Here is a 21,770-nt window from a genome sequence, read left to right as displayed (position 1 = left end):
AGTTCCCGAAGCGAAGTCATTCCCCAACGTATTGCCGCCGCCGTTGGTCCCGTTCGGATTGCCAGCGATCGACGCCGTCGGCTGGTCAGTCAGAACTGCCGCAAAACCGGGGCAGCGCGCCGAGGTCGCCTGAAGGACCTCCTCGAACATCTCATGCCCCTGAATGTATCTCAGCATGTCGCGGGTCACCACTTCGCACCCGCAAAGCGTATCCGCAGAGAGCGACTGGATCGCGGTCGAGCGGTCACAGGTCGTCTGCGCAGCAGCCGAACCCGACGAGATTGCGAGTGAAATTGCCGCACCCGAAATCGTCAGTAAGAACAAGTTTTTCTTTTTCATAATCATCCCCACCATCGCGACCCCGACAGGTACTGCCCGTCTTGCGCCGCTTTCTGAACCAATTTGCCCCATAATGATGCCACGATTTCGCCCCAATTGGAACCATCGATAAACTCCGCGAGATCGGGGACCAACAGGACCGAGAACGTTCCAACACGGCACGGTTGACCAAACGTAACCTTATATTTTCAGTGGTTTTTTTGAATTATCGGCAGAAGCCGGGCGAGATAACACGCCCGGGCTGAACAGTTAGTTCCTGTTATGCGAACAATAGAACCGCATCACGGGAACTGACGAAACGGTCAAGAATCGGGAGATTTTGTCACAATCGTGGCAAGAGCCGGGCAGCGCCCGTCATGCATCGGCAAAAAGATATGTATCGCCTGCCCTGCCCACATGGCCAACAGCACGCAAAACTGCGCAACCGCAATGGCCCATTCCCCCCGAAACCGCCGTGCGGCGGCGATCATCCGGGTGAACATCGGACAGGGCCAAACTCGCCCGCTCAGCAGATCCGCGGCAGTTGCTCGCCCACCAGCATGTCCACGATACGTGCGCCGCCCAATGCGGTCTTCATACGAACTTGGCCCGCGTGCGCGGACACGGCCTGCCCGATGACGACAGCATTGCGACCCTCAGCGAATGCCCGCATCGCCGTCAGCGCGGCCTGTGCCTCTTCTGGTGGAACAAAAACAACGACGCGCCCTTCATTCGCCAGATAAAGCGGATCGAGCCCTAGAATCTCGCAGGTACCCACCACCTCAGCCCGCAGGGGCAGATCGGCCTCGGATATCTCGATCCCGCACCCGGCCGCTTCGGCAATCTCATTAAGCGCGGAGGCAAGGCCACCGCGTGTCAGATCGCGCGCGGCACGCGCCTGCGGAGCCGCGGCGATCACGGCCTCCATCAGATGCCCGAGCGAGGCGCAATCGCTCTTGATCGCCGAACTGATCGATAGATCGCCGCGCGCCGCTAGGATCGTCGCGCCGTGATCCCCAAGAACACCGTTCACGATCGCCACATCGCCCGGGCGCACCCGCTCGGCCGCCATCACGCGCCCGGGAGGGATCACGCCCACGCCTGCCGTCGTGACAAAAACCCCATCGCAGCCGCCACGACCGACGACCTTTGTATCGCCTGTCACGATACGCACCCCCGCAGCCTCGGCCTCGCGTACCATGGTTGCCACGATGCGCCGCAAAAGTGCGATTTCGGTACCCTCTTCGATGATGAAGGCCGCCGACAGCCACAGCGGGCGCGCGCCGCCCACCGCAAGATCGTTGACCGTCCCGCAGACCGCGATCTTGCCGATGTCGCCGCCCGGAAATTCAAGCGGCGTCACAACGAAACTGTCGGTGGTAAAGGCCAGTTTCGCGCCCGGCTCGGTGAGGGCCTCGGCGCTCAGGCGCGCCTGGTCCTCCATGCCCGGCGGCTGGAAGACCGAGGTGAAGACCTCCTCGATCAGATCCCGCATTGCCTTGCCGCCGCCACCATGCGCCAGCGTTACCCGTTCGTCCCGCAGTGCCATTTCGTCTTTGCTCCAAATATCCCGGGGTCCGGGGCAGAGCCCCGGTTCCTTCACTCGGCCGCCGCGCGGGCGCCGCCATATTGCCAGTAGGCCGCGCACGCCCCTTCGGAGCTGACCATCAAAGCCCCAAGCGGCATTTCCGGCGTGCATCCCTTGCCAAACTGCGGGCACTGCACGGGCTTCACGCGCCCGGTCATCACAGCGCCACAGGCACAGCCCTCGGCTTCCTCAACCTCGCGCTGGCCCGTCGCATAGCCAATGCCGAATTTCTCCTCGGCGTCGAACGCCGCATAGGTCGGGCGAATTCGCAGCCCCGAGGCATCAATCTCCCCCAGGCCGCGCCACTCGAAGCTCGGGCGGCGCTCATAGACATCGGCGATTGCGGCAAGACTTACGCGATTGCCATGCTCCGGCACGACGCGAGCGTATTGGTTCTCAACCTCCGCGCGACCCTGCGCGATCTGGCTGAGCACCATCAGCACCGATTGCAGAAGGTCCGTCGGTTCGAACCCCGCCACCACCAGCGGCTTGCCATAGTCGCGAGCGATGAAGTCGTAAGGGTGGATACCGATGACCATGCTGACATGACCGGGTCCGATGAACCCGTCCAGGCACATATGCGGATCGTCCAACAACGCTTTGATCGGTTCGGGCACTGTGATGTGATTGCAAAAGATCGAGAAGTTCGTCAGACCCTCGCGCGCCGCCTGTTGGATCGCGAGCGCGGTCGAGGGTGTTGTAGTCTCGAACCCCAGACCGAAGAAGACCACCTCGCGTTCGGGGTTGCGGCGCGCCAGTTCCAGTGCGTCGAGCGGGCTGTAGACCATGCGGATATCCGCCCCGTCAGCCTTGGATTGCAGCAATGATCGCTTGGAGCCCGGCACCCGCATCGCATCACCGAAGGTGGTGAAGATCACCCCCGGCCTCTCGGCAATCTCAATGCATTCATCGACGCGCGATCGCGGCAGCACGCAGACCGGGCAGCCGGGTCCGTGGATGAACTCGATCCCCTCGTGGACCAGCTTGTCCAGACCGTAGCGAAAGATCGAATGCGTATGTCCGCCGCAGACTTCCATGATGTGCACCGGCTTTTCGCGGGTGGCGCCGATCTCGTCTGCCACGCGCGCAATCTCGACCAGAAGCGCCTTCGCGGCCTTGGGGTCGCGGAATTCGGATGCGAATTTCATGCTCGTTCCTCCAGTGCGGCGGCCCCGGCGGCCATCTGTTCCAACGTTTCCTGCGCCTCTCCCAGATCGCGCAACGCCTCAAGCGTCTTTGCCGCCTCGTCCTCGTCGATCAGGCTCATCGCAAAGCCGACGTGGATCAGAGCCCACTGACCGACCAGCGCCTCAAGCGCCCCCTCGGCCACACAGGCCACGTTCACCTCGCGGCGCACACCCGACACCTCGGCCATGGCCAGCAGGCGCCCTTCATCGGTGATTGCAACGATCTGTCCCGGTATTCCCAAGCACATCAGTCTTCCTCCTCATGGGCAGCCGACGGATCGGTGATGCCATAACGGTCAAGTTTTGCGCGCAGCCCCACGCGCGACAGGCCAAGCTCCGCCGCCGCTCGGCTCTTGTTCCAGCGACAGCGGGTCAGGGTTTCGCGAAGGATCCGCATCTCGATCAGCTCGACGCGATCCTTGAGTGTCCCCTCGGCAGTCATCACGCCCTCGGCCGCGCGATCAGCCCCCTCTTCCGAAGGCGGAGCCTGCAAGATATGGCGCGAGATCACATCGGCCCCGAGCACGTTCTCCTGCGCGAAGATCAGCATCCGGGTCACCTCGTTGGTCAGTTCGCGCAGATTGCCGGGCCAGTCGTAATTCTCCAGAAACTCCAGCGCCGGGGCATCGAAGCCCAGAAGCTGCTTGCCATGCGCCGCCGCCACATCCGCCAGAACCGATTGCGCCAGCAGCGCCACATCACCGCGCCGGGCCCGCAGGGGCGGCAGCGCGACTTCGCCCACCGAGATCGCGAAATAAAGATCCGCGCGAAAACGGCCATCGGCCACGGCCTGCCGCAGATCGCCCGCCGCACCGCAAATCAACCGCAGGTTGGTTGAGATCGTCTCCTGTCCGCCGAGCGGCGAGATCGCCCCATCGCTCAGCATCCGCAACAGTTGAAGCTGCAAAGCGGGCGAGGCCGACTCGATCCCCGCCAGAAACAGAGTGCCGCGATCGGCCTTCTGCGCCAGACCGATCTTGGCGACGCCACCGGGCAACACCCCGCGCTTGGCGCCGAACAGCTCAATCATCACAAGCTCTTCGGGCATCCCCGCGAGATTCAACTCGTAATAGGGCTTGTCCGAACGCAACGAGCTGTAATGCATCGCCCGCGCCATTTGCGCCTTGCCGGTGCCCGGCTCGCCACGGATCAGGACGGGAACGTCGAAACTGGCATATTGCCGCGCCGTTTCTACAACCAGATTCATCGCCGAGCAGGGCGCGCGCAGAATGGTTTCGAACCCCATCCCCTCGCGCAGTGCGCGGCGGCGCTTCTCAAGGCGGCTTTCCGAGGTGGTGTTGAGAAAACGCATCTCCAGTGCCATGCGCTCATTCTCGCGCGCCAGCTGGAACATCCGCGCCGCGTTCCGGGCGGCGGCAAGAAGCTGTTCGGGATGCCAGGGCTTCGTCAGGAACTGATGGATGCCCGCGTCATTGATCGCCGAGACCATCGCCTGCGTGTCGGTGTAACCGGTGATGATGATCCGCACGGTCTCCGGCCAGCGCTCTCGCACCTCCGAGAGGAACTCGACACCCGAGCGGCCCGGCATCCGCTGGTCGCAGAAGATCACCTGGACCCATTCTTCCTCAAGCAAGAGCGAGGCTTGCTCGGCGCCGGTCGCGGTGAGAATCTCGAACTCATCCTCAAGCGCCATCTTCATCGCCGAGAGCGAATGCGGCTCATCATCGACAAGCAGGATCGCGGGGCGTGCCGAACCAGCCATCACGCCCCCTTCGCGGCCAGACCGCGTCTGAGCCAGTCGATCCAGCCCGCCATCCCCTCACCGGTGCGGGCGGACAGGCGCAGCACTTCGATTTCGGGGTTCACGCGGCGCAGGTTGGCCTCGTAGAGATCAAGATCCACATCGCAATGAGGCGCCAAGTCTATCTTGTTGAGGATAGCAAGCCGCGCGGCCGCGAACATGTCGGGGTATTTGAGCGGCTTGTCCTCGCCCTCGGTCACCGACAGGATCGCGATCTTGGCGTCCTCGCCCAGATCGAACGCAGCCGGGCACACGAGGTTGCCGACATTCTCGATGAAAAGCAGCGCGCCCGTAGGCAGATCCAGCCGCGCCAATGCCTGCTCGACCATGTTGCCGTCCAGATGACAGCCCTTGCCGGTATTGACCTGAAGCGCGGGAGCGCCGGTGGCACGGATGCGGTCGGCGTCGTTGCTGGTCTGCTGGTCGCCCTCGATCACCGCCAGCGGCTGTGCGCCCAGCATCTCGATCGTGCGGCACAGAAGCGTGGTCTTGCCCGACCCCGGAGACGAGACCAGATTGACCGCCAGAATACCTTTCGCCGAGAGAGCAGTCCGGTTGCGCGCGGCATAGCTGTTGTTCTTGTTCAGGATGTCCGTCTCGATCTCGATCAGACGCGCCTGACTCATGCCCGGCACCTCGGTTCCCGCCGGGCCAAGACCCATGTGCAAATCGTGGCTGTGGCCTGTCGGTGCCGCGTGCTTCGGAGCGATCATCGCGAAGGGCGCGGGCTTGGCCTGGCCGGTCTTTTCCAGATGGGCGCGGAACTGATCCTCCACGCTATGCCCGCTACAGCCGCAAACCGTGCACATCACAGCACCTCCATATCCTTGATCCGCATCTCATCCCCGCCTCGCGCCAGCAACTTGCCACCGCCGCAGTTGGGGCATGGGTCGAAACGGTCGGCGATCTCGACGGTCTCGCCGCAGTCGTAGCAAAGCGCACGCCCAGGCAGTTCGATAATCTCAAGCGCGGCACCCTCGGCCGCGCAGCCGCGCATCACCACCTCGAAGGCAAAGCTCAGCGCCCCGGTTTCCACGCCCGCAAAGCGGCCGATCTCAAGACGCACGCGCGTCACGCGATCAAACCCGTTTTGCCGCGCGGATTGTTCGATGATGCCGCGAATACCCTCGGCGATCGACATCTCATGCATGGCTCACCTCCGCGATCTCTACCGGCACACAGGGGTCGAGAATATCGACCACCAGCCGCGCGAGCGAGAGTTTTGCCGCAGGCAGCCGGGCCAGAGATTGCTCCAATGCACCACCCGGCGCGGTCAGGTGATCGGTCGGGGTCACGCGCGCAAAGGCGGTGACGCGCCCGTCCTTCTGGTGCGCGGTCAATGCGTAGGTGCCGCGTGCCGCCGGAACCAGAGCGGTTCCCGCCGCAATCAGCTCCGCTTGCGGCGGTGCCTCCGCCATCCGCGCCAGATCGACCAACCGACCAAACGCGCGCCAAAGCGGACCGCGCCCGAAATCGCGCGCGATCTGAGCCATCAGCGGGTCATCCGCACTGCGTCCCGCAGGCGAGTTTTCTTGCGCCGTGACGCTGAGCGGCGCAGTCAGGGCAGGCACCTGCGCGACTGCCTCGCCCGGCGCAAAGCTGGCCGCCAGCGCCGCAAGAACCGGCGCGACCCCACGCCCCGAGGCGAGCCAATCCGCCGCATGAGTGGGACGCGCCCCACCCCAGATCGCCGTAACAAGCGGCGCGCCGCCCGCAGACCAACCCTCGGGCAACGGCGCGGGCGCCAACCCCAACAGGTGCGGCCAGTGCAGGCAAAGCTTGGCAAGATGGTCACGCAAAATCTCGCGCCCAAGATCTCCGCCCCCCTCATGCGGCAAACCAAGCGCCAGACGGGCGGCAAGCCCCTGCGCGACGCCGCACAGATTGAACAGGCGCGGCATCAGCGCCGCGACCTCTTCCGGTGCCCGGTCAATCATCATGGTGGCCACGGGCACCGCCGTGGCTGAGGTGATCGCAGGCGAGACACGCCCCTCGCTCACCGCAAGATGAATGCCGAGCGCCCCGTTCATTCCGCCCCGCTTTCCCGCGTTTGCGCCGCGTCGGCCAAGCCCGCCGATATCAGCCGGCGCCGCGTGGGCTGGGCGGCTTCCGGCACGGCTTCAGCCTCGGCGACGGCCTCCAGTTCGGCCTCACGGGCGGCGCGGATCTCGGCCTTGCGGTCGGTCTCGGCGCGGTTCTCCTCTTTGAACAACTCGTCCATGACCGCGCGGGCGACATCGGTCGCCTGCATCTGGGTCTGGAAATCCCCCATCGGCGAGAACAGCGAGCACGCCTTGTACCCCCCGACCATCTCGCGCGTGTTGTGCAGGAATTCATAAGTGCCCGAGGGGAACTCGATCTGCTCCTTCGCGCCGGGCAGCAGGCTCGACCAATCCTCATCGGCGCGAGGCAGGAGGATCAAGTTCATGAACCACGGGCTTAGCAGCACCCCAAGCGGGCGCCCGTCGTGGCTGCGAAACCCGACCGCCTCGACGGAGAGTGCCTTGTTCACCATAGGCACATCGCGCATCTTCGCGTGCCAGACCTCTCGGAAGTCGGCGACCAGGCGGGCGACCACCTCCTCGATCCGGCGTGCCTCAAGCATCTCCGGGGCGCCAGGGTCTTCCAGAACCATGAACTGCTCTTTTGGCGCATCGCAATTGGGGCATTTCCAGTCCCCGGGCAGAGCCGAGAACGGTGTCCCTGGCAGGATCTGGCGGAAGTCGTCGCCCTCGGCAGGGTCATAGGGCGTCCAGCAGATCTTGCATTCCATAACGGCCCGATCCGAAATCCGGTCGTTCGCCCCCATGTAGGACCCTTCGAACCCGCGCGGCATCACCGGGTCGCCTCCAGCACTTCTTGGATGCGCTCGGCGCTGTCGGCCAGATCCTCGGGCGCGGCCATGGCGACCTCGGGCATCGTCGTCACCTCGAACGTATCGAGGATGAGAGTGTCCATCGAGTTGAAGAACTGCACCCGCCAGACATGCGGCGTAGCCGTCGCGGTAATGCGGCAGTTGCCGTAGCCGCGCGACAAGATCGTCACAGCGCCTTCGCCGAGCACCTCGTCGAGCCAGATCAGGTCCTCTTCGGTGTGCGGCAACAGGGTCAGGTTGACCACATGCGGCGCACCGCCCATGTAGGCGGCCGACTTGTCCAGCAACTCGACTGCCAGCGCGGGCGCATTCACGACCCCGGCCGACAGCGCATGGCGCGCTCCTTTCGCGGGGCGGAAGGGTTCGAACGCGCGGCCAAGCGCCGCCGAGGGCACCGCGCCGACCTCGATCTGGTCAACACCGGCCCCGGCGATCATCCAGACCCCGGCAAAGACCGACTCCTGCACCCGCAGCGCCGGAATGCCGCGAATTCTCATCGCCACCTCGCCCTGCCCCATGGCCTCGGCGATCAGAGCTCGATTGGCCGCATCGAGGCCACCCAGATCGAAGCGCGCCATGCCGCCCCGCGCACAAGCTTCGGCGGCCGAGGCGATATCGGCCAGCGTCTTCAGGGCTGGTGTCACTGCGGAGGGATCATCGATCTCCGGCATATGCGCCGAGTAGGTTCGCATTCCCGAGGGAAGCTGCATGTAGTGCAACTCTTCGCCTTCCTCGGACTGTGATCCGGGGCCAAAGCCAATGGGCGGCAGATGAAAGTTCGAAACCATCAGGTCAGCCTTTCACAGAGAGGATATGGGTCACACGGGTCATGTAGTCGTCCCAGTCGCGGATCTTCTCGATCGCGCCCAGGAAGGTACCGTCGCGGTAGAACAGAAAGGCGGGTGTCTTCAGCGCCCGCGTTGCCTCGCGCAGCTTGGCCTCGATGGCGTCATCGGCGACGGCACAGTCGAAGGCATGCTGGAAGGTCATTCGCAGCTCGGGCAGGATGACCGCCGCGTCCGGCGTTTCAAGGTTTCGCGCCGCATCGCCCGGCACGAAGATGCAATGCGCGCCCGGAAGGTTGATGAAGCGCCGCAGGTCTTCGAAATCGGCAAGGCGCGGATAGCCTAGCTCAGTCATCAATCGGGCAACCAACGGATGGGTCTTGCCAGAGGCGGCAGGGGCGGCGGGGGAAACCAGATCGTGCATCTTGTCCTCGTTTATCTCAGCCGTGAGAGCGGCCAGCGGCCAGCGCGGCCTGAAGGTGGGCGGGAAGTTGCGGTTCGCGGGCCTCCAGATCGGCAAAGGCCGACCCCGGATCGCCTCCGGCCATTACGGCGCGCAGCCCCTCAAGCGCCGCCGAGATCTTGCTTGCCTGATCCGCGTCGATGATCTCTCTGGCGCTGCCGAGAAACGCGAGCAGCCAGTCGCCAGGGCGTGCATCCGGGGTCAGTGACAGGTCGATCAGCCCCGGCTGGCCATCCTCGAGCACCTCACCACGAATGCCGTCGCAGGCGATCAGCTGAACGGGGACACCTACGCACATCAGGCGGGCTCCTTCGCGCTCGTCGGGAAAAAGCGTTCATCCCCGGTGCGACAGGCTTCGTGCGCCGCCGGGCGGCCGCCCTCATAGGCGTCGCGGCGGATCGAACTGTCGGCCAGATCGCCGGTTTCGGTGCTGCCCGCGACAATCGGGAAACCCCAATGCGTCAACTCGGCGACGGCGTAGTCGATGGCGGGTGCGATCTGCGCGGCCACCGCCGGGCGCAACCCGCCGCCGTAGTCCTCAAGCTCGACCGGCTGGCAACCGATCAGCGTCAAACGCTCAGGCGCGCGACCCAGAAGGGCAGCCGTGGCCAGAACGTCCTGGAAGCCCGTCTGATGCAGCGACATCTTCTTGGCCCCCATGAAAGCGGGCACCTCGTCGTCACGCAGCACCCGGAGCGTACCCGGCTCCAGCCCGAAATCGATTGCATCGAAGACCAGAAGCGCATCGGTTTCCTCAAGGAAAGGCAGCAGGTAGAGCCCCTGCGTTCCGCCATCCATGATGCGCACGTCTTCTGGCAGGGCGTGGGATTGCGCCATGGTTTCGACGCAGCGCACGCCAAAGCCTTCATCGGCCCACAGCACGTTTCCGATCCCGAGGATAAGTACCTTTTCAGGTTGGCTGGCTGGCATGAGGTCCCTCCCTAAGACCGGATGCTGGCAGGAGGCTTTGCGCCCGCGATTGGATTCGAAAATAGACTTTGCAGAGCCGCCTCACCGCGAAAATCGCCAACTTCATCGCAATTCGCGTATCTGACTGTTTTTGCAATATTTTGTGCCTCCACCAAGAAGCATCCACACAGCAAAACCGGAAAGTAGCTTTCCACTGTTTTGGAGAGATTGGAAGCGTTCATGCCAAGAAAGAGGCGCGAGGTTTCCCTCGCGCCCTATACTCACGGCTTCGGAGAGCCTTACTCGACACGGTCATCCTTGAAGGTCCGGTGTCCGGAAATCATCGTCGAAACCATGGACTGGCGGCTCATGATATCTTCGCGGATCGCAGCGTAGATATGGATGATCATGAAGACCACGATGCCCCACATGCCCAGGTGATGCAGCGTGTGCAGCCGCTGGCTGTTCTGCACGATCCCCAACACCCAGCCCATCGCGGTATCAGGAAGACTGCCCTGCCCCGCGCCCTCGGCATAAAGCGCCCATCCGGTTACCAGCATGAAGCTGAGCCCGAGCGTCATGAAGAAGAACATGGCGATCTGCGCAAGCGGGTTGTGGCCCACGTATTTCTTCGGCTCACGCTCGAGGAAGAAGTACCAGCGCAACTCGAAGAACAGCTCGCTCCAGTAGCGGCGGTTGAAGATGGGGATGTAGAACATCTGCTTGGCGTGATGGTTACCCACGAACGCCCAGTAGATACGCCCGAAGAACCCGACGGTCAGGATCATCGCGGCCGCGAAATGCGCAAACCGGATGTAGCCGAAGACGAACTGGTTATAGGCCTCGTCGATCTGCATCGAGGGCAACGGGCTCCCTATCAGAAAACCCGTCACGCAAAGAACGGTGATCGCCAGCGCGTTGACCCAGTGCCACAGGCGCACCGGCGCCTCGTAGACATAGACCGAGGTGCGGCGACGGATGGACTCGAGATCCTCAAGCGTGGCATCGCCGGTCAGGCGCGCCGCCTCGAATATCTCGTCGGGCGCGCGGGCCGAGCTGTGAATGTTGCTGTCGCTCATGGCTCAGCGCTCCCGGAGCCAGGCCACCACCTTGCGCAGCGCCTCAAGGCCCACATAGACCGCGACGATGGCCCCCGCCGCCAGAGCGAGGTGCGCGATCTCGTGCCCGAAAGGCCCCGTGGCTTCGGGGTGCCCCTCATGCGCGAAGGCCGGAGCCGCCACGAGCGCGGACATAAGTGCAAGTTTCTTCATGGTTTCCTCCCTCAGCGAACCTTGACGGTGGTCAGTTCCTGACCATCGGGCGACATGACATGGGTAGAGCAGGCCAGACAGGGGTCGAAGCTGTGCAGCGTGCGCAGGATCTCGACCGGTTCTTCGGGGCGCTCCATCTTGGTGTTCATCAGGCTGGCCTCGAAGGCGCCGATGTTACCTGCCGCATCGCGCGGGCTGCCGTTCCAGGTGGTTGGCACCACGCATTGATAGTTCTCGATGCGGCCGTCCTTGATGCGGATCCAGTGGCCAAGCGCGCCGCGCGGCGCCTCGGTCATGCCGACGCCCTTGGCCTCCTTCGGCCAGGTCGAGGGATCCCATTTCTCGACATTCGCGGTGCTGCTGTCGCCGTTCTTGATGTTCTGCACAAGCTTGTCGAAGAAGTGCTTTTGCAGCCGGCCGCAGTACTCGGATTCCAGCGCCCGCGCCGCGGTCCGCCCCAACGTCGAGAACAGCGCCGAGACCGGCAGGTTCATGGTGCGCAGCAATCCATCGACCTGGTTCTTGATATCCTCGTGCCCCTTGGCATAGCCCACTACGTAGCGGGCCAGGGGACCCACCTCCATGGCGTTGCCACGCCAGCGCGGCGCCTTGATCCAGGAGTACTTGGCGGCCTCGTCGAGTTCCTGGATGTTGGTCTTGGTGCCCTTCGCGTTGGGGCCAAGCTCGAACTTCGGCTCGGTCACGCCATCCCAGGGGTGCAGGCCCTTGCCCGGCTCACCGTAAGTGTACCACGAATGATCGACGAATTCCTGCACCTGCTCCGGGTCGCGTGGATCGACGTCATGGACCTCGTTGAGATTCCCGTTGATGATCGCCCCGCGCGGCAGGTGAAGCTGCTCGGCACTGAAATCATTCGGATTTTCCGGGATGTCGCCATAGGCCAGACATGCTTTCGACGACAGCCCGCCGCCATAAAGCCAGTTCTTGTAGAAGCCGCCGATCGCGACGACATCGGGCAGGTAGACGTTGCGGTTGAACTCGATGCATTTGTCGATGATCGAGGACACAAGGTTCAGGCGCTCCATGTTGATCGCGCCGACCGCACCCACGCCATCGACGTTGATCGGGCACGGCACGCCACCCACCAGCCAGTTCGGGTGCGGGTTCTTGCCGCCGAAGATGGTGTGGACCTTAACGATCTCCTTTTGCAGATCGAGCGCTTCAAGATAGTGCGTCGTCGCCATCAGGTCCGCCTCGGGCGGCAACAGATAGGCCGGGTTATCCCAATAGCCGTTCTTAAACAGGCCAAGCTGGCCACTCTCGACGAATTTCTTCAGCCGGTTCTGCACGTCGCGAAAATAGCCGGGGCTGGAGAGCGGATGGCTAGGGCTGACAGCCTGTTGCAACTCGCTCGTAGCCTTGGGGTCGGCGCGCAGCGCGTTGACCGGGTTCACCCAGTCGAGCGCATGCAGGTGATAGAAGTGCACGATATGATCGTGAATTTGCAGGTTCAGCTGCATGATGTTGCGGATCGAGTTCGCATTGTCCGGGATTGAGATCCCGAGCGCGTCTTCGACCGCGCGGACCGAGGTCAGCGCATGGGTGCCTGTGCAGACGCCGCAGATCCGCTCGGTGAAGGCCCAGGCGTCGCGCGGATCACGGCCCTTGAGGATCACCTCAAGCCCGCGCCACATCGTTCCGGTGGACACCGCGTTGGTGATGATGCCCTCGTCATTGACGTTCACTTCACAGCGCATGTGCCCTTCGATCCGGGTCACAGGGTCCACGACGATCCGCTTGCCGGAAGTGTCGAGAGTGTAGCCATTCGGCGTTTGGGTGGTCATGGATTACGCCTCCTCGTTCTTTTTCTGGGCGCGGCGCAGGGCCGAAACCGCTGCATGCACCGCGACGGCACCACCAACGGCGCCCGCCGCAGCAAAGCCGACCTTGTCGGCATTGGCCTCGATCCCAAATTGCTTGATGTTGGTCAGCCGGTCATAGAACGAGCCCTGATCCCAGAAGCCGTCCTCCGAGCAGCCGATACAGCCATGGCCCGACTGGATCGGGAAGCTTACCCCCTCGTTCCAGCGCACGGTCGAACAGGCGTTGTAAGTGGTCGGCCCCTTGCAGCCCATCTTGTAGAGGCAATAGCCCTTGCGCGCGTTCTCATCGTCCCAGTTCTCGACGAACTGGCCGGCATCGAAATGCGGCCGGCGGTAGCATTTGTCGTGGATGCGCTGGCTGTAGAACATTGCCGGGCGACCCTGGCGATCCAGTTCGGGCAACCGGTCGAAGGTGAGCATGTAGGTGATGACACCGGTCATCACCTCTGCGATCGGCGGGCAGCCCGGAACCTTGATGATCGGCTTGTTGGTGATGACCTTGTGCACCGGCGTCGCGCGGGTCGGGTTGGGCGCGGCGGCCTGCACGCAGCCATAAGAGGCGCAGGCGCCCCAGCTGATGATCGCCTTGGCGCCTTCGGCTGCGTGGCGCAGCTTTTCCACGAAAGGCCGACCGCCGGTGATGCAGAACATCCCGTCTTCGTTAAGCGGCGGGTTACCCTCGACGGCGAGGATATAGTTGCCGCGGTATTTCTCGATCGTCTCCTCGAAGGCCGCTTCGGCCGCGTGACCCGCCGCCGCCATCAGCGTGTCGTCGTAATCGAGCGAGATCATCGACAGCACGACATCCTTGGCCAACGGATGGGCCGAACGGATGAAGCTTTCCGAACAGCAGGTGCACTCCAGCCCGTGCAACCAGATCACCGGCGTGCGTGGCTTGGTCTCCATTGCCTCGGCGATCTTAGGCACAAAGGCGGGGCCAAGGCCGAGGGCCGCCGCTGTGAGCGAACAATATTTCATGAAGCTGCGCCGGGTGATCCCCTGGCGCCGCATCACGTCATAGAAGGTTTCGATGTTCGACAAGGTTTGCCTCCCCCTTTCGGTGCCGGTCGCGCCCCCTCCCGAACAGGGTGCGCGCGTTATTCTACCGGCATGGCAGGGGTTCCGTGGCGAAACGACCACAAAGTTGGAAAGCCGACTTGTCGGCGTTTCCTTTATAAATCAACTGGTAAGAGTATTTTCCTGGCTATCAGGGCGGTAACGCATTGACCGATCCCGCGCCCAAGCGGTCAGCCAGTAACCGGATGCGATGGTATACCGGGATTCTGCCGCGCCGCGGCAACCAGCGCTTGCCCGAGTGCAAGCCCGCCATCGTTGGCGGGTACGTCGCAATGGGTCAGGACGGGCAGCCCTGCAAGCGCGTCCAGTGTCAGGCGATGCAGCAGGGCGTTCTGAAAACAGCCCCCCGACAGCGCGACCGCCTGGGCCTGCCCGCTCTCGACCAGTTCTCGGGCCCGATCGGCAAAGCCCCGCGCGAGACCGGCGTGAAACCGGTACGCCATAACCGGCGCTGAAACCCCGGCGTTGCGATCAGCCTGCCATTGCCGCCACATGGGCAGGGGATCAAGCGCCGCGCCTACGCGCCCGAGAGTATAGGCCCGCGCATCTCCGGGTGCGGTCAGCGCAAGCGCCTCGAGCCACACTGCGGCCTCACCCTCGTAGCTTTGCGGACCGAGGAACCCGAGAGCCGCCGCGAAAGCGTCAAACAGCCGCCCGGCCGAAGATGAAAGCGGCGCGTTCAGACCCGCAGAGATGGCCTGACGCAGCAGCCCAATCGGCTTGTCCGCCAGAATTCGATCCGCCTCAACGCCAAGCTCCGCCGCATCGAGTTGTGCGAGCAGGTTGCGCCAAGGCTCGCGCGCGGCGCGGTCGGCGCCGGGCAGTGCGACGGGGCGCAGATGCGCGATACGCTCGGCGCGGGCATATTCCCCCAACAGCAGTTCTCCGCCCCAGATCGTGCCATCCGCCCCAAGGCCCGTCCCGTCGAGGATGATACCCGCAACCGGCCCCCCATCGCGCGGCCAGCCGTTTTCCGCCAGACAGGCGGCCAGATGCGCATGGTGATGATACACCCCTTCCAGCGGCAGCCCCATGTTCTGGCCCGCCTGCGTGGCGCGGTAGCCGGGATGGGCATCGACGGCGATGCAATCGGCCCGGTGATCGAAGAGCGCGCGGTAATCCGCCACGGCCTTGTGGAATTCTTCAAGGCAAAGCACATCGTCAAGATCGCCCAGATGGTGGGAAAGGAGCGCCTGACCGTTCTTGATCAGACAGATTGCACCCTTCATCTGCCCGCCAAGCGCCAGAACCTGCGGGGCATCCTCGAACCCCTTCGGCATGGGAATTGTTCCCGGCACGCGGCCCCTCGCATGGCGCAGCACCATGGGTGGGTCCGCCCGCACCACACTGTCATCAAGACGCCGAGCAATATCGCGGTCATGCATCACGAAACCATCGACGAAATTGCTCAGTTTCGCGCGCGCCTCGTCATTGCCGATCACCTGCGGCTCGCCCGAGAGATTGCCGGAGGTCATCACCAGCACCCCGTCGAAGGCCGAAAGCAAGAGGTGATGCAGAGGCGTATAGGGCAGCATCACCCCCAGTTGCGTCATTCCGGGTGCGATCAGTTCGGGCAAGACGCCCCGCCCGGACACCAGCACCACCGGCGCTGAGGGCGCACGCAGCGCCACGAGATCGGCGCCGGACAGATGCGCCACGTCGTGCAGCACCTCCTCATGTGCCATCAGCGCGAAAGGCTTTGCGGGGCGGCGCTTGCGCGAACGCAAGAGCGCCAGCGCCTCGGGGTTGCGCGCATCGCAGGCAAGATGAAAGCCGCCAAGCCCCTTGATCGCGACGATCCGACCCGCGCGCAAATCCGCCACGGCCTGCGCGATCGGATCGCCGGGCATCTCGGCAGCGGCCCGCTCGAACCACAGTCGGGGGCCGCAGTCAGGGCAAGCAACGGGCTGCGCGTGAAAGCGCCGGTCGGCCGGGTCGGAGTATTCTGCCCGGCAGGCCGGGCACATCTCGAACGGGGCCATGGTCGTCTGCGCCCGGTCATAGGGCAGCCCCCGCAGGATCGAAAAGCGCGGCCCGCAGTGGGTGCAATTGGTGAAGGCATAACCCTTGCGGCGGCAGGGTTCGGCAATTTCAGCCCGGCACTCCGGGCAGGTGGCGGCGTCCGGGGTAACGCGCGTCTCGGCGCCCTGCCCCGCGCTGGCCGCAATCGTGAAGCCGACGGGTGCAAGTTCAAACCGGCATTCGCCCAGTTCAACCGCATCTACCCGCGCCAAGGGCGGCGCAAGGCTGCGAATATCGGCAAGGAAGCCAGCAGGAGCCGACAGGACACGGATCAGCACCCCCTCGGGGTCGTTCAACACTTCGCCCACCAGGCCGTGACCCTGCGCAAGACGCCAGATGAAGGGGCGAAACCCCACCCCTTGCACCTGCCCTCGAACCCGGATCTGAACGCCGTTCATCCCCGCCATCTAGTGCACCGTACAGACCATGCAGGGATCGAAGCTGCGCACGATATGCTGAACGCTGACCGGGGTCGTCTCCCCCTCCCCGACCGGAGCACCGACCAGCGCGGCTTCGAGCGGACCGGGCACTCCTTGCCCATCGCGCGGGCTGAAGTTCCAGGTCGTGGGCGCGATGATCTGATAGCCTGCGATGCGCCCACGCTCGATCCGCAGCCAGTGCCCAAGGGCGCCGCGCGCGGCCTCGACCAGGCCGACACCGCGCGCATGCTCGGGTATCTGAGCGTGGATCATGAACCGCGCGGCAGGGTCGATGCCGCGCGCCAACTCCTCCATGAATATCTGGGTGCGCGCGATCTCCAGCAAGCGCCCAGCAACCCGCGCCAGCACCCCGCCACCCGCCAGATCGCGCGCCAACGGATGCCCGTCGATCACCTGACGCGCCAGCGCGCCCACCTCGAACGTCTGACCATTCAGGCGCGGCGCCTTGCACCAGCTATAGGCACCCTCACGCATAGCCTCGTCGGGGCGGGTCTCGCCGGCGAAAGGGTGAGCCTCCGCGCCCAGCATCCAGGCATGCGACAGATCCTCAGTCAGCCCCGAAAGGTCGAGCGGGCCCAGCCCGCCACCCCATAGCCCCGGCGCAAAACCGTGGCCCGTTTCCAGCGGGTAGGCGCCATGGCTCATGTAGCGCCCCGCGCCGCGCCCCAGATCGTTCAGTCGCAGATCCTGCGCGATCTCCAGAAACAGCCCGGCATCGCCGGTCTGCCAGCGCATCATCTCCTCTGCGCTGGACAGGGCCGCGAAAGCCTCAAGCGGGGCGCCGAAAAGTACCTCTTCGAGGTAACGCCGGAAGGCCCGCAGCGTCGTTTCGATACGGATCTTGTCGCGTGGCCCCGGCGCGCGCGTGACACCGCCGGGTTGAATGGCCAGCGTATGCGGCCACTTCCCCGCCATGAGCCCAAGGATGTGCATCAGCTTCGCCCGCGCCTCGACCGCAGTCCGGATGGCCGAGCCCTCAATGGCGGTGAACCGCGCCACCGCGCGATCATGCCAGACATGCCCCGCATACACCGGGCGGGCGAAATCGGGCATAAAGAACAGGTTGAAATGGGTCAGATGGTCCGAGACATTCTCGACGGCATGGATCAGCGCGGCCATCGCCGCCCCCTGCGGCGTGGGTGCGACCCCCATCGCTGCCCCCAGGGCCCGCGCCGCAGCGGCGGATTGCGAAATCGAGCAGATGCCGCAAATCCGGGGGGTGATGGTCAGCGCATCGCGCGGGTCCTTGCCTTCCAGCATCCGCTCGAACCCGCGGTAGAGCGGCGCATTGACCCGCGCAGATGCAACGTACCCCTCGGCAAGCTCAAGATGCACCTCAAGATCGCCCTCGACCCGGTTGAACGGGCCAACGACCAGACGTGGCGTGTCGCTCATGTGCCCCCCCTCGGCTTACGCAGCGTGGGTGGCACCTCAATGCGCGGCGCGGTCGCGTTGCGGGCAATACGCGGCGGGGTAGCCGCCTTCGACAGAGAGGCCAGCGCCATGAACCAAGCCTTGGGCATGTCGGTCGGCAGCCCCACCGGAATGCCCGCGACCTTCGGCGTCTGGGTGAACGGGTGGCGCGGCTCTTCGAACTCGGGCGCGGTGCAGTTGATGCAGGGATAACCGCCGCGCGTGCAGCTACCCTCGCCGTTCCAGGGGCGGATATTGCAGTCGCCCACCGCCTGGGTGCCGATACAGCCCAGATGCTCCATCATGCATCCCATATCCGACAGACCGACCGCCGAGGCCTTGTATTCGTAGAACTCGTTCTTGGGGCAGCCGTGATGCACCAGGTGCTGTGCGTAAAAAAGCGGCCGCCCAAGAGCGTCCAGATCCTGCGCGCCCAGGGCGCCCTCGCTCAGCATCAAAAGCGTCTCGGTCACCCAGCCCGGATGGGTCGGGCAGCCTGCAACATTGATGACCGGAAGCCCCGAGGCTGCTCGGAATTCGGGGGGCAACACACCGCCCGCATGAGCGCCTTCATATTGCACGCCGACCGCATCCGAGGGGTTGCCGCCAGCCGAAGTCACCCCGCCATAGGCCGCACAGGTGCCCACCGCCACCACGTCGCGCGCCAGCGGCGCCAAGGCGCGCAACCAATCGAGCATCGAGCGCCCCGTGCCTGCAAGCATCTGGAATTTGCCGGTCCCGCGCGGCCCCCGCGCGATCGCACCCTCGATGGCCAGGACATCAAGCGCAACCGCGCCCTGCTCGACCGCCTCTAGGATGCGCAGCGCCTCGACCCCGGTCTCGACCGAGAGCGAAGGGTGCCACAAGAACCGGATCCCCGCCCCGCCGAGCGTTTCAAACACGTCGGGGTCTTCGGCGCACAAGAGCGACATCGTGCAGCCGCCGCAGCCCGACGCCTGCAACCACAGAACGTTCATTGCGCGCCCTCCGCCAGTTCAAGATCGATCCGGAAACAGGCTCCGCCCTGCGCATCGGGGCATAGCCGTAGCCGCCCGCCATGCTCTTCGGCGATCTTGTGGCTAATCGACAGCCCAAGCCCGGTGCCACGCCCGACGGGCTTGGTGGTGAAGAACGGGTCAAAAATCGTCTGAGCGACCTCGGGCGGCACCCCCGGCCCGTTGTCACGAACGTAAAGCTGCGCGCGGCCCCCGTCGACCTCGGCACCGATCTCGATATGCGCGCCCTCGCGGCCTTCGAGCGCATCGAAGGCGTTTTGCACAAGGTTCATCACGACCTGCTGGATATGGCCGGGCCGGCCGCGCACCCGTAGCGCGGGCAACCCCGAGAAGCGGACATCGACAGACTTGCGCGCGCCGCGCGACACCCAGTTCGCCGCCACCTGCGCGGTTTCCACCAGATCGAAGACGACCATCTCGCCCGTTCCATCGGCCGAAAGGCGGCGCAGGTCTTCGACGATATCGCGCACCCGCTCGGCCCCCTCGCGGGCACCCCTCACGGCCTCGCGCAGATTGCGGACCTCGCGGTCGAGTTTGAGGTCTTCGCGCAGGGCGATCAGTTCGTCACGACTGGCACCGGACTGAACCTGCTCGAAATAGGTTTCGAACTTGCCCGCGTAACGCTCCAGCGCATGGGCGTTCGCATAGACGAAACTGATAGGGTTGTTCAGCTCATGCGCCACGCCCGCCAGCAGCCGCCCGAGGGATGCCAGCTTTTCGTTGCGCACCAATTGCGCCTGGGTGGATTTCAGCGCTTCGTGCCCCTTCTCCAGCGCGGAATAGGCCTTGCGCAACTCGCCCACTGGGCGCCCGGTCAGCACATATCCCGCGACCCGCCCGCGATCATCCATCCGTGGGCTGATCGACAACTCGAGCGGCGCGAGTTCCTCGGGGCCGATCAGCGAAGCCTCGATCGTCACCGGGGCGCGTGCATTGGTGGCTTCGGCCAGCGCGCGGTCGAGAGCGTCCACATCCGCCGGAGCGAACATGGCCGCCAGCGGGCGCGAATGCCATTCCCACAGCGGCTTGCCTGTCAGTTTGGCCACCGAGGCCGAGGTCTCCAGGATTGACCCGGCCCGCGACACCACGATGAGCACATCGGAAACCGAGGCCAGTATCGAGCCAAGAAACGAGCGCAACTCCTCAAGCTCGTGGTTCTGCCGCTCAAGCCGTTCCTGATAATCGACAAGATCAGCATAGGTCCGATCCACCGCCGACAGCACGTCGAACCAGACATCATCGCCCGCACCGCCCGCCTTTGGCAGCAGAGCGCTCAGTTTCGAGGCATCAAAGCTTGGCGCGGCGTCGCGCGGCGGGTTCTTGGCCATGGGACCTCCTGGGAAGGAGCATAGCCACTCGGGGGCACGGTGCAAGATAGGCCGGTGCTCCGCATCCCGCAGCCGGCGTGCGGCCGCGGGATGCGGAACAATCAGAACCTCAGCTGCAAGAGCGAGCGCAGCGTCAATGCCTCAAGCGTATCGTCTCCGCCGAAGCCGTCATAGCGCAGAGACACCTCGCCGCTCCAATCGGCGCCCGGCAAGGTGCGCGCGCCGATCTCGACGGCACCGGCCACCTCGTTGCGATCTTCCGAGGCGGTCGAGGTCGTGCGGGTCCAGTTCAACTCTGGCTCGACAAAGACCGCCCATTCGGACCCGGTTTGCGAGATCGGGTATTCCCATTCGGTCGAGGCAGACAGGCGCGTGCGCTTGCTCACCCCTTTCGGGATCTCGGTCGCACCCTCCGGGCCGCTGACAGTGAACGCATCCATCGATTCACGCAGGTGTTGCAGCTTGAGCAAGGGCGTCAGCACGGCGTCACCCGCCTGATACTTCCCGTAGAGCGACACCGTCGAATAGAAGCGCGACGTATCGAACTCACCCGAATAGATGTCACCCAGACCGAAGACATCAATCTCGGCATCGTTGGAGGATTGCCCCCAGGACAGCCGCGCGCTCATGAAGAGATTGCGCGACAACTCGGCCGAAAGATAGGGACCAAGCAGCCAGCCCTTGCCCGAGATATCAAACCCGTTGTCTGCGGTTTCGTCCGAACTGTCGAACTGCGCCATGAGGCCAAGCGACAGGCGCTCATTCGCCAGGAAGTCCGCGCCAAAGGAGATCAGGCCGAACTCGCCGTCGCGCGTTCCATAGCTGCCACTGGCATCCTCGTAGACCGACCAGATCCCCTCGCTCCAGAGATACCAGTCGCGGTCCTCCGAGACGTTGCGGGCGCTGAACCGCACGCCCGAGGTTTCGGAGGGGCGGATCGAGAAGCGCGGATTGTTCTCGGCATTGCGCCGCCGATCGAGCAGATAGGCATTGGGCTCGCTCGCCATGAGCCGCTCGATGCGTCGCTCGATGAACTGCGAGGTCGCCTCACCGAAGGCCCGCCGTGCGATGCCATCGTCGAACCTGGCCGGAGCCACCGTAATCACGACGGTATCGGGCGCCGAGTCATTGCCCTGATCATCCGAGACCACCAGTTGGAAGGTCAGCTCCGCCGCCGGTTCGTTCATCGCGATATCCGGCGCGGTGAAGCTGGGCTGCGCGGAAGACCCCGAGCTGAGCGTCACCATCGGCCCTCCGGTCTGGGTCCACTCATAGCTCAGCGGATCGTCCTCCGGATCGCTAGAGCCCGTGCCGTCGAGCATCACGCCCGCACCGGACTCCACAAACTGGTCCGACCCCGCATCCGCCGTCGGCGCCGTGTTCGGCCGCGCCGGAGGGTTCACCGTCACCGTCACGCTCGCTTCGGACGAAAACTCCCCGTCGCTCACCACAAGCTTAAACACCAGATCGAC

Annotated in this window: 22 protein-coding genes; all 22 read right to left on the bottom strand. The window is 64.5% G+C overall.

Features of this window, described 5'->3' with window-relative positions; all coding sequences use genetic code 11:
* On the bottom strand, nucleotides 1-339 hold a 339-nt coding region (locus KTQ37_RS06020; protein WP_218629594.1), incomplete at its 3' end, for a hypothetical protein.
* Nucleotides 340-844: 505 nt separating this feature from the next.
* A complete protein-coding gene (hypE, locus tag KTQ37_RS06015; RefSeq protein WP_218629593.1) occupies nucleotides 845-1,867 on the bottom strand; it encodes a hydrogenase expression/formation protein HypE in 1,023 nt (340 codons plus the stop codon).
* A gap of 50 nt (nucleotides 1,868-1,917) precedes the next feature.
* Entirely contained in the window at nucleotides 1,918-3,054 is a 1,137-nt protein-coding gene (hypD, locus tag KTQ37_RS06010; RefSeq protein ID WP_218629592.1) for a hydrogenase formation protein HypD, read from the bottom strand.
* A complete protein-coding gene (hypC, locus tag KTQ37_RS06005) occupies nucleotides 3,051-3,341 on the bottom strand; it encodes a HypC/HybG/HupF family hydrogenase formation chaperone (protein WP_218629591.1) in 291 nt (96 codons plus the stop codon). Before hypC ends, hypD begins: the two co-directional genes overlap by 4 nt.
* Complete coding sequence (locus tag KTQ37_RS06000) at nucleotides 3,341-4,816, bottom strand: sigma-54-dependent transcriptional regulator (protein WP_218629590.1); 1,476 nt, start codon at nucleotides 4,814-4,816, stop codon at nucleotides 3,341-3,343. Before KTQ37_RS06000 ends, hypC begins: the two co-directional genes overlap by 1 nt.
* Nucleotides 4,816-5,664 carry a hydrogenase nickel incorporation protein HypB gene (gene hypB, locus KTQ37_RS05995; RefSeq protein ID WP_218629589.1) on the bottom strand — a complete coding sequence of 283 codons (849 nt, stop codon included), beginning with the start codon at nucleotides 5,662-5,664 and terminating at the stop codon, nucleotides 4,816-4,818. Before hypB ends, KTQ37_RS06000 begins: the two co-directional genes overlap by 1 nt.
* The gene (gene hypA / locus KTQ37_RS05990; RefSeq protein WP_218629588.1) at nucleotides 5,664-6,005 is read right to left on the bottom strand and encodes a hydrogenase maturation nickel metallochaperone HypA; all 342 of its coding nucleotides are present in this window, start codon (nucleotides 6,003-6,005) and stop codon (nucleotides 5,664-5,666) included. Before hypA ends, hypB begins: the two co-directional genes overlap by 1 nt.
* Nucleotides 5,998-6,885: a hypothetical protein gene (locus KTQ37_RS05985; protein ID WP_218629587.1), complete on the bottom strand. Its 888-nt coding sequence runs from the start codon at nucleotides 6,883-6,885 to the stop codon at nucleotides 5,998-6,000. The genes hypA and KTQ37_RS05985 overlap by 8 nt, the downstream gene beginning before the upstream one ends.
* Nucleotides 6,882-7,691, bottom strand: a complete 810-nt coding sequence (locus tag KTQ37_RS05980) for a [NiFe]-hydrogenase assembly chaperone HybE (RefSeq protein WP_218629586.1) — start codon at nucleotides 7,689-7,691, stop codon at nucleotides 6,882-6,884. Before KTQ37_RS05980 ends, KTQ37_RS05985 begins: the two co-directional genes overlap by 4 nt.
* Nucleotides 7,691-8,518 (bottom strand): hydrogenase expression/formation protein, encoded by an 828-nt coding sequence (locus tag KTQ37_RS05975; protein ID WP_218629585.1) that lies wholly within the window; start codon nucleotides 8,516-8,518, stop codon nucleotides 7,691-7,693. Before KTQ37_RS05975 ends, KTQ37_RS05980 begins: the two co-directional genes overlap by 1 nt.
* A gap of 4 nt (nucleotides 8,519-8,522) precedes the next feature.
* A complete protein-coding gene (locus KTQ37_RS05970; protein WP_218629584.1) occupies nucleotides 8,523-8,939 on the bottom strand; it encodes a thioredoxin domain-containing protein in 417 nt (138 codons plus the stop codon).
* A gap of 16 nt (nucleotides 8,940-8,955) precedes the next feature.
* A complete protein-coding gene (locus tag KTQ37_RS05965) occupies nucleotides 8,956-9,276 on the bottom strand; it encodes a HypC/HybG/HupF family hydrogenase formation chaperone (protein ID WP_218629583.1) in 321 nt (106 codons plus the stop codon).
* Nucleotides 9,276-9,908: a HyaD/HybD family hydrogenase maturation endopeptidase gene (locus KTQ37_RS05960; protein ID WP_218629582.1), complete on the bottom strand. Its 633-nt coding sequence runs from the start codon at nucleotides 9,906-9,908 to the stop codon at nucleotides 9,276-9,278. Before KTQ37_RS05960 ends, KTQ37_RS05965 begins: the two co-directional genes overlap by 1 nt.
* 278 nt (nucleotides 9,909-10,186) lie before the next feature.
* Nucleotides 10,187-10,966, bottom strand: a complete 780-nt coding sequence (gene cybH, locus KTQ37_RS05955; protein WP_218629581.1) for a Ni/Fe-hydrogenase, b-type cytochrome subunit — start codon at nucleotides 10,964-10,966, stop codon at nucleotides 10,187-10,189.
* Nucleotides 10,967-10,969: 3 nt separating this feature from the next.
* Nucleotides 10,970-11,158 (bottom strand): hypothetical protein, encoded by a 189-nt coding sequence (locus tag KTQ37_RS05950; protein WP_218629580.1) that lies wholly within the window; start codon nucleotides 11,156-11,158, stop codon nucleotides 10,970-10,972.
* A gap of 11 nt (nucleotides 11,159-11,169) precedes the next feature.
* A complete protein-coding gene (locus KTQ37_RS05945) occupies nucleotides 11,170-12,963 on the bottom strand; it encodes a nickel-dependent hydrogenase large subunit (protein ID WP_218629579.1) in 1,794 nt (597 codons plus the stop codon).
* Nucleotides 12,964-12,966: 3 nt separating this feature from the next.
* Entirely contained in the window at nucleotides 12,967-14,043 is a 1,077-nt protein-coding gene (locus KTQ37_RS05940) for a hydrogenase small subunit (protein WP_218629578.1), read from the bottom strand.
* A 206-nt stretch (nucleotides 14,044-14,249) separates the two neighbouring features.
* Nucleotides 14,250-16,499 carry a carbamoyltransferase HypF gene (hypF, locus tag KTQ37_RS05935; RefSeq protein WP_218629595.1) on the bottom strand — a complete coding sequence of 750 codons (2,250 nt, stop codon included), beginning with the start codon at nucleotides 16,497-16,499 and terminating at the stop codon, nucleotides 14,250-14,252.
* Nucleotides 16,500-16,508: 9 nt separating this feature from the next.
* A complete protein-coding gene (locus KTQ37_RS05930; protein ID WP_218629577.1) occupies nucleotides 16,509-17,936 on the bottom strand; it encodes a nickel-dependent hydrogenase large subunit in 1,428 nt (475 codons plus the stop codon).
* On the bottom strand, nucleotides 17,933-18,931 hold the full coding sequence (locus tag KTQ37_RS05925) for an NADH-quinone oxidoreductase subunit B family protein (protein WP_218629576.1): 999 nt from the start codon (nucleotides 18,929-18,931) through the stop codon (nucleotides 17,933-17,935). The genes KTQ37_RS05930 and KTQ37_RS05925 overlap by 4 nt, the downstream gene beginning before the upstream one ends.
* The gene (locus tag KTQ37_RS05920) at nucleotides 18,928-20,298 is read right to left on the bottom strand and encodes a sensor histidine kinase (RefSeq protein WP_218629575.1); all 1,371 of its coding nucleotides are present in this window, start codon (nucleotides 20,296-20,298) and stop codon (nucleotides 18,928-18,930) included. Before KTQ37_RS05920 ends, KTQ37_RS05925 begins: the two co-directional genes overlap by 4 nt.
* Nucleotides 20,299-20,399: 101 nt before the next feature.
* Nucleotides 20,400-21,770: autotransporter outer membrane beta-barrel domain-containing protein (locus KTQ37_RS05915; protein ID WP_218629574.1), on the bottom strand; the 1,371-nt coding region annotated here is incomplete at its 5' end.

The organism is Sedimentimonas flavescens, assembly GCF_019264375.1.
GTDB lineage: Bacteria > Pseudomonadota > Alphaproteobacteria > Rhodobacterales > Rhodobacteraceae > Rhodobacter > Rhodobacter flavescens.
The sequence above is the reverse complement of the archived record's forward strand: the minus strand, read 5'-3'. Positions and strand labels throughout refer to the sequence as shown.

Coding starts and splice junctions, on each gene's coding strand:
- KTQ37_RS05925 (WP_218629576.1), bottom strand. CDS start 18,931: ATGAACGTTCTGTGGTTGCAGGCGTCGGGCTGCGGCGGCTGCACGATG.
- KTQ37_RS05945 (WP_218629579.1), bottom strand. CDS start 12,963: ATGACCACCCAAACGCCGAATGGCTACACTCTCGACACTTCCGGCAAG.
- KTQ37_RS05920 (WP_218629575.1), bottom strand. CDS start 20,298: ATGGCCAAGAACCCGCCGCGCGACGCCGCGCCAAGCTTTGATGCCTCG.
- hypE (WP_218629593.1), bottom strand. CDS start 1,867: ATGGCACTGCGGGACGAACGGGTAACGCTGGCGCATGGTGGCGGCGGC.
- hypA (WP_218629588.1), bottom strand. CDS start 6,005: ATGCATGAGATGTCGATCGCCGAGGGTATTCGCGGCATCATCGAACAA.
- KTQ37_RS05980 (WP_218629586.1), bottom strand. CDS start 7,691: ATGCCGCGCGGGTTCGAAGGGTCCTACATGGGGGCGAACGACCGGATT.
- hypD (WP_218629592.1), bottom strand. CDS start 3,054: ATGAAATTCGCATCCGAATTCCGCGACCCCAAGGCCGCGAAGGCGCTT.
- hypB (WP_218629589.1), bottom strand. CDS start 5,664: ATGTGCACGGTTTGCGGCTGTAGCGGGCATAGCGTGGAGGATCAGTTC.
- hypC (WP_218629591.1), bottom strand. CDS start 3,341: ATGTGCTTGGGAATACCGGGACAGATCGTTGCAATCACCGATGAAGGG.
- KTQ37_RS06000 (WP_218629590.1), bottom strand. CDS start 4,816: ATGGCTGGTTCGGCACGCCCCGCGATCCTGCTTGTCGATGATGAGCCG.
- KTQ37_RS05975 (WP_218629585.1), bottom strand. CDS start 8,518: ATGGTTTCGAACTTTCATCTGCCGCCCATTGGCTTTGGCCCCGGATCA.
- cybH (WP_218629581.1), bottom strand. CDS start 10,966: ATGAGCGACAGCAACATTCACAGCTCGGCCCGCGCGCCCGACGAGATA.
- KTQ37_RS05965 (WP_218629583.1), bottom strand. CDS start 9,276: ATGTGCGTAGGTGTCCCCGTTCAGCTGATCGCCTGCGACGGCATTCGT.
- KTQ37_RS05950 (WP_218629580.1), bottom strand. CDS start 11,158: ATGAAGAAACTTGCACTTATGTCCGCGCTCGTGGCGGCTCCGGCCTTC.
- KTQ37_RS05985 (WP_218629587.1), bottom strand. CDS start 6,885: ATGAACGGGGCGCTCGGCATTCATCTTGCGGTGAGCGAGGGGCGTGTC.
- KTQ37_RS05970 (WP_218629584.1), bottom strand. CDS start 8,939: ATGCACGATCTGGTTTCCCCCGCCGCCCCTGCCGCCTCTGGCAAGACC.
- hypF (WP_218629595.1), bottom strand. CDS start 16,499: ATGAACGGCGTTCAGATCCGGGTTCGAGGGCAGGTGCAAGGGGTGGGG.
- KTQ37_RS05930 (WP_218629577.1), bottom strand. CDS start 17,936: ATGAGCGACACGCCACGTCTGGTCGTTGGCCCGTTCAACCGGGTCGAG.
- KTQ37_RS05960 (WP_218629582.1), bottom strand. CDS start 9,908: ATGCCAGCCAGCCAACCTGAAAAGGTACTTATCCTCGGGATCGGAAAC.